This is a genomic window from Mobilicoccus sp., assembly GCF_032060985.1.
GTDB lineage: Bacteria > Actinomycetota > Actinomycetes > Actinomycetales > Dermatophilaceae > Mobilicoccus.
In genome coordinates, this window is sequence record NZ_DAMBGD010000032.1 from 1 (window position 1) to 5,194 (window position 5,194).

Annotated in this window: 4 protein-coding genes and 1 pseudogene; 2 read left to right on the forward strand and 3 right to left on the reverse strand. The window is 66.9% G+C overall.

Features of this window, described 5'->3' with window-relative positions; genetic code table 11:
* The 3 genes and pseudogenes from RT054_RS16420 to RT054_RS16430 form a co-directional block, all read right to left on the reverse strand.
* Positions 1-431: pseudogene (locus RT054_RS16420) on the reverse strand (hypothetical protein); the annotation flags it as partial.
* Positions 432-817: 386 nt separating this feature from the next.
* Positions 818-2,401, reverse strand: coding sequence for an IS1182 family transposase (locus RT054_RS16425; RefSeq protein WP_312722585.1), 1,584 nt, complete (start codon positions 2,399-2,401; stop codon positions 818-820).
* A 50-nt stretch (positions 2,402-2,451) separates the two neighbouring features.
* Positions 2,452-3,897 (reverse strand): Abi family protein, encoded by a 1,446-nt coding sequence (locus RT054_RS16430; RefSeq protein ID WP_313025673.1) that lies wholly within the window; start codon positions 3,895-3,897, stop codon positions 2,452-2,454.
* Positions 3,898-4,121: 224 nt separating this feature from the next.
* Between RT054_RS16430 and RT054_RS16435 the strand changes: the two genes are divergently transcribed.
* Both RT054_RS16435 and RT054_RS16585 read left to right on the forward strand, forming a co-directional pair.
* Entirely contained in the window at positions 4,122-4,670 is a 549-nt protein-coding gene (locus tag RT054_RS16435; RefSeq protein ID WP_313025676.1) for a recombinase family protein, read from the forward strand.
* A 78-nt stretch (positions 4,671-4,748) separates the two neighbouring features.
* On the forward strand, positions 4,749-5,174 hold the full coding sequence (locus RT054_RS16585) for a recombinase family protein (RefSeq protein ID WP_396837336.1): 426 nt from the start codon (positions 4,749-4,751) through the stop codon (positions 5,172-5,174).
* Positions 5,175-5,194: the final 20 nt, after the last annotated feature.

The following is a 5,194-nucleotide window of genomic DNA, read 5'->3' on the forward strand; positions in this document are numbered from 1 at the left end:
GACGCTTCCTGATGTTCGACATGATCTGACCAGTCTCCCTGCCCGCAACCACGGGGGACAGGACGACTCCCAGAACCACCGGACCTACAAAACGGGGTCAGCCCAGTCACGGTCTGCTTGTCAGGGCTCGCCACTCGCGCACCCATGGTCCTTCTGGTGCTCCTAGGAACACAGCCGAGCAGTGTGATCTCCCTGAGCTCGGCCACACCGTGCATGACTTCCCAGGTGCGGGTTCCTTCGTGAACAGCAGTCCATCCAGACGAGTCCGTCGTCAAGATCCGATCCTCGAAGGTGCCGATCAGCGACAGAGAGAGACCATCTTCCGGGTCGTACCGGAGGACACCCGGGACCTTCTCGCTAGGGGCTTCCGGCAGCCACCACACGCCAGCCCACTCGCCGGCCTTGTCGAGGTTCAGAGGATCATTAGGCATCGTGCTCCCGGTCCGGGCTCCTTCCTGTCTTGCGGCCAGATGTCAGGTCGAAAATCTTAATTCCACCACATGCCCCCACGTAGGACTATCTACAGCGAGATCATGGTCAACCGAGATCGGATGCGGCGAAGCTGCGCCTTGCATCCGACTCGTCGATCGCCGCGGCGAATTGCTCCTCGGTGACCGAGTCCAGCAGGTCTAGGAGACTGCTGAACAACCGGTCATCTGGCGGCGTGGGTGGCGGGCGGATCGCCGCCAAGGCCGTCGAGCGGAGAGTTTGAGTCAGCACTCTGGGTGCGACAACGGGGTCGTTCCGCCCGCCGTGGGCCATCCTGCGCGGCTCTGCAGCCGCGCGCAAGGGGCGGATTGAGCCCGCGAGGGCCCCGTCAGGCCAGGGCCCAGGCTCCGTCGATCATCGTGAGACCCATGGCGAGGAGTCGACGCAGGTTGAGGGCGGCGACGCGGTGGTGGAGCCAGTTGTTGTTCTTCTCGACGCCTCGGTATGGGACGCGTCGGGCGCCGCGGGTGAGCCAGGCGATCGAGCGTTCGACCATCGGTCGGTGCTGCCGATAGTGGGCCTGGAAGCCGTCATCGGCGGCTCGTTTGCGGTGTTCGCGTTGCAGTTGGTGGTGTTCGCCGATCAACACCGTGCGCCCGCTTGCCGAAGTGGTGCATCGCTGTCGTAGCGGGCAGCCGCGACAGGCGGCACCGAAGGTGACGGTACCCTTCGCGGACCGCTTCCTGGTGATGCCCGCCGGGCAGGTCAGGGCGTCGGCGTCGTAGCGGAAGTCATCGAGGGTGAATCCGCCTTCGACCGTGGGGCGCAGCGGCCACGGTTTGAGCAGCGGTAGCCACTTCTTGCCGTCCAGGGTGTGGAGCATGTCGCCGGTGGCGTAGGCCGAGTCCCCGAGCACCTCGACCTGCTGGTCGGTTGCCAGGGTCGAGTCGGCAGTGACCAGTTCGGCACCAACGGTGGCATCGGAGTTGGCCGGGCCGTTGGTCTTGGTCAACGCACACACGGTGGTCAACCCGGTATCGGGCTCCACCACGACGTGGGCCTTGAACCCGTCCTGGCGTCGTTTCCGGGTCTTGTGGGCGTGTCGGGTGTCGGGGTCGACGGTCGAGATCACCCGATCCGGCGCCGTCTTCCGGGCGATGCGCCACCGGCCGTCGGTGCCATCGGAGTCCTCGGTCGGCTCCACGTCCTGGCCCGCGACCAGCGCCAGCAGCGCGACCGCATCGGCCGGCTTCCCGCCCGTCTTGGTGATGGCCTCGACATCCAGCACAGCGAGCAGGGCGAGTGCGTCGCCGACCAGCGCGGACACCAGCCCTTCACGAGCAGCCGGGTCGTCCCACGCGATCGGCGGCTTCCCGGTCAAGTGGTAGTCCTGTCCGGTCAACACAACCAGGCGGGTGCAGTGCTCGGTGATCAGGCCCTTGGCGCCAGGAACCTCACGACCCACGCGGCGGATCTGCGCGATCAGCTGCGTCACGGTGTCCTGCCGGGCGACCGCGTCGTCGAGGATCGTGGAATCCAGCGCCCGACGCTGCTTCCCTGCCACCGCCCCGGTTTCGGTGATCACCTCGCGGACCACCTCGAAGATCCGCTGCGGCCGGTTGCTCGCGGCCAGCCGGCGACGCCAGTAGGTCAGCGTCGACGGGTCGAAACCCGGCTTGTCGATCGCGTACCCGCACGCGGCCTTCCACCGCAGGTCGAAGGTCAAGGCGTCGACGGCTTCGCGGTCCGAATGGCCGTAGAGCGCTTGGAGCACGATGACCGAGGCAATCACCTCGCCCGGGATCGAGGGCCGACCGCGGCCGGTCGGGAACAGGTCGGCGAACAACTCGCTCGGGAACAACCGGTCCCGATGCTCGGCCAACAACGCGAACACGCTGCCCGGCTCGAGCAGATGACCAGCCACTGACTCAACATCCAGCAGCTCACGCTGCCGATCGGCCTCACCCTGCATGACCTCAGAATTTCAGGTCAGCCCGAGGACCTCGGGAGGCGCGCCATTGTTCAGCAGTCTCCTAGGGGCGATCGGTCCGAGCCGTCCACGTCCAGCTGCAAGTCCGGACGCGGCGTCTGCCACCAGTCCAGGAGCGCCCTGGCGACGTCGGTCGGGTCCGAGCCTCCGCAGGACCGGGCGAGCGCCTGGTTGATCTCGGCAAGCGCATCGACGATCTTCCCGTCCCGGAACTGGAAGGCCGGGTAGAACTTCGTCCCTCCAAGCTCGACCTCGATCACGACGTCGTGCTTGAGGTAGGTCCGCAGCAGGCTGCGCTGGGCGGCCTTCTTCGCCCGCGCTGCCTGCGCCAGGGTACGAGTCCGCTTCTCGTCGATAACTTCCGCCCCCGTCAGCGACGCACGGGTCTCGGCGGCGGTCATGCACTCGGCTCGGTCGAGCAGACTCGCGGCCACCATCGGCGAACGGTCCAGCGCGAAGGCCAGGTCCCAGATCGGGCTGCTCCGCCAGCCGTCCGGGAATCCGAGCTGCTCCATGCCGAAGCCGACGGTGCGGGAATTGTCTTCGATGAAGTCGGCCAGGTCCACGACGTCGCCCTTCTCCGGCGCGATGGTCAGCAGGAGGTGGCGCAAGACGAGCAGCACGCCGTAGAGCCTGTTGTTCGTCCCGTCGTCCGCGAGCGGTGCGAGCAGGCAGTCGGCGTCCTTTCGAGCCTGCCCCGGCGCGTCGATGGTCACGTCGAACGCGCGGTTCCACAGCCGGCCGTAGTGGGCGCAGATGTTCCGCACGTTCCTGAGGGCGTTCAGCCAGTTGCTCAGGGCACCGCGGTCTCCGCGGCCGTCGGCGGTGCGGATCTGGAACCGTGCGGCGAGGATCTCCTGGTCGGCCTGCAACATCAGGTCGTAGAGGCTACTCAGCACTCCGAAAGACATCACTTCTGTCGCGACCCAGATGGGCAGGTGGGGGCCGTACTGCTGGCGGAAGTGCACGACGAAGTCGCCCCGGGCGCGCTGCTCGTGCCGGTCGTACTCCTTGAGCCACTTGCGGTAGGCGGCGGTCGGCTCGGGCGGCGCGCTGGAATCTTCCTGCCTCGTCGCGCCGAGCGTCCAGGGATGCCGGTGGGCAAACGCGTCGACCCTGCCGAGCCGGTGGCCGATGAAGAACCGGAAGGCTGTCTCGACGGTGCTGAGAACGTCGCCGAGGCGCATGCGGAGCTCATGATCGAACTCGTAGAGGGAGACCACGTGCGCGAGGCGGGTCCCGGCCACGAAGGTGTCCAGGCGGATCTCTCGGCCTTCGTCGTCGAACCGGGGCGCGGGTGGCGCGGGCCGGTCGCGGTAGAGGTGCCAGTAGCCCGACAGCCGGTAGTAGCCGTAGCGCTGCAGGACCTCGGCCGCGTAGGCGTCGTCGCCGCAGTCCATGCCCCGACCGCGTAGCCGCCGGATCTGTTCGGGGACCGTGAGGAACGGCTTGGCGTAGGTGCTGTTCGGGGTCGTCACGTGCGCATCGTCCTGGCGTCCCCGGCACCCGGGGGTAGAAAGAGAACAGACCCGCGTCTCATCTAGAGAAGCGGGCCTGCCGTGTTACCTCAAGGATACGGGTTCCACCTGCGCAGGTCAAACACTGCGCGGTCGTGCTGTCTCGTCGCCGACCAGATGCTAGAGCGAAAATCTCCACTCCACCCCGTTCCGTAGCCGAATAACCTTTGACGTAGACTGACTCCATGAGTGCTGAGCCTCGGCGGGCCGCCGTCTACCTGCGGATCTCTCAGGATCGCGAGAACCGTCGCCTGGGTGTGGACCGCCACAGGGAGGACGCCGAGGCGCTCATCAAGGCTAGAGGATGGACTCCAGCAGGGGTCTACGAGGACAACGACATCTCCGGTACGGGCACGAAGCGCCCCGCCTTCGAACGCCTGCTCGCCGACATCGAGCGAGGGCTGATCGACGTCGTCGTCGCACAGGAATGGCCCGGCCTGGAACGGAACCGCGCGGACGGGGTGCGCATCATCGAGACAGCGCAGCGTCACGAGATACTCCTGACCTTTGTCAAGGGCTCCGACATCGACTGCACCACCGCGGCGGGGCGCCTCAGCGCAGACCTCTTCTCAGCCATCGCACGCAGCGAGATCGCGGTCAAAGGCGAAAGACAAAGTCGTGCCCAACGGCAGCGTGCAGAGCAGGGGCGCCCGCCGAAAGGCGTACGCCCACTTGGCTACACCCTCAGGGGAGAGGTCATCGCCCATGAGGCGCAGGCAGTCGCGGCCATCTAGCAGGCATTCACTGCCGGAGCCTCCCTACGGGCGATCGCAGCGGCGCTCTCCGGCAAGACCGGCCCCGACATCCCCAGCGTGCCACCACTCCCCCGCCACACCCGAACCCTCGCTCTAGAGCGCAATGAGAAGCGAGCCGCGGACGGACTGCCTCCACGACCAGTACCAGAAGATGGAGACTGGCCTCCGTCGACCGTCCTCGGCATCCTTCGAAACGCGCGATATGCCGGCTACTCGACGTACTCTCCAGCCTCCGTGAAGCCTGACGGCGGGAAGCGACGCTCATGGCGCGGCACCATCTTGCGCACTGACACTGGAGAGCCCGTGCGCAGCCAGTGGGACCCCGTGGTTCCAGAGGCCACCTGGTGGGCAGTTCAGGACCGCCTCGACGATCCAAGCCGCGTAACGAACCGCGCTGGCACCGACCGCCGCCATCTCGGGTCCGGCCTGTACCTCTGCGGCTGGAAAGACCGGGACTGCTGCAGCTTGAGGTGGCATCGGTAGTTTCAGGCGGCGGTAGCCGC

Bases quoted from the DNA above. Each gene is read 5' to 3' on its own strand.
- RT054_RS16425 (WP_312722585.1), bottom strand. From the start codon at position 2,401: ATGCAGGGTGAGGCCGATCGGCAGCGTGAGCTGCTGGATGTTGAGTCA.
- RT054_RS16435 (WP_313025676.1), top strand. From the start codon at position 4,122: ATGAGTGCTGAGCCTCGGCGGGCCGCCGTCTACCTGCGGATCTCTCAG.